Here is a 1,272-nt window from a genome sequence, read left to right on the forward strand (position 1 = left end):
TTCTGGCCTTCTCGATCGTTGCTGTGCCGCTACGCGGCACGGGGTTCGGTCGGGAATCCGTGGCTTCCTGTTTCTTCGCGCGGTGCCGGGATCACTCCTGGTCTTACCGGCGCTCCGCAGGCCGATACCGCCAGTCCGGCGGCCTCTTTGATGTTGAGTGCGGCATTGTGGTCCCGGTCGTGGACGGTGCCGCAGGCGCTACAGGTCCATTCCCGCACGTTCAGGGGTTTGGGTCCGTCCACGGCGCCGCAGGCGTGGCAGGTCTGGGAGGTCGGCTCGAAGCGGCCGATCTTGACCAGGGTGCGGCCGTACCGTTGTGCTTTGTAGTCCAGCATGCTGATGAACGATGACCATCCGGCGTCGTGCACGGACTTGGCCAGCTTCGTGCGGGCCAGTCCCGCCACCGACAGGTTCTCCACGGCGATCCCTTGGTTCTCGGAGATCAGCTTCGTGGAGAGCTGGTGGTGGAACTCGCGGCGTGCGTCAGCGACTTCAGCGTGGGCGCGGGCGACCTTCAGGCGGGCCTTGGCCCGGTTCTTTGATCCCTTCTGCTTGCGGGAAAGCTCCTTTTGGGCCTTCTTCAGCTTCTTCTCCGCTCGCCGCAGAAAGCGCGGGGAGTCGATCTTCGTGCCGTCGGACAGGACAGCGAAGTGCGTCAGGCCGAGATCGATGCCGATGGTGCGGTCGGTGTCGGGCATCCGGGCCTGGTCGGCGGCGGGGTCGGTGTCGATGACGAAGGAGGCGAAGAATCTGCCCGCCGCGTCCTTGACGACGGTGACGGAGGTAGGGGTGGCGGGCAGGGTGCGGGACCACTTGACCTTCACCGCGCCGATCTTCGGCAGGTTCAGACGGCCGCTGCCGGTGATGTTCCAGCGGGCGTTGGCGGTGAACCGGACCGACTGCCGGGCGTCCTTGCGGGACTTCAACCGTGGTGCTTTCACCTTCGGTCCCTTGCGGGCGCCCTTGAGGGAGGCGAAGAAGTTGCGGTACGCGGTTTCGGCGTCCCGCAGGGACTGCTGGAGCACCACCGCGGAGACCTCACCCAGCCAGGACCGTTCCTTCGTCCGCTTCGCTTCGGTGATCAGCTTCCGGGACAGCTGTCCGGCCGTCGGGAACGGCTGCTTGGCCTTTCGGGCGTCTTCACGGGCGCGGACCACGTCGTTGAACACGACACGGGCGCACCCGAACGCCTTCGCCAACGCAGTCTGCTGACCGGTGTCCGGGTACAGGCGGAAGCTGTACCTGAGCTGCATGACCGTCACCCTGGATACG

Annotated in this window: 1 protein-coding gene; it reads right to left on the reverse strand. The window is 66.0% G+C overall.

Annotated elements, in window-relative coordinates; genetic code table 11:
- Nucleotides 1–29: 29 nt before the first annotated feature.
- A complete protein-coding gene (locus tag NGF19_RS30340; RefSeq protein ID WP_252429142.1) occupies nucleotides 30–1,253 on the reverse strand; it encodes an RNA-guided endonuclease InsQ/TnpB family protein in 1,224 nt (407 codons plus the stop codon).
- Between the last annotated feature and the right edge of the window lie 19 nt (nucleotides 1,254–1,272).

The sequence above is a fragment of the Streptomyces macrolidinus genome (assembly GCF_023887685.1).
GTDB lineage: Bacteria > Actinomycetota > Actinomycetes > Streptomycetales > Streptomycetaceae > Streptomyces > Streptomyces macrolidinus.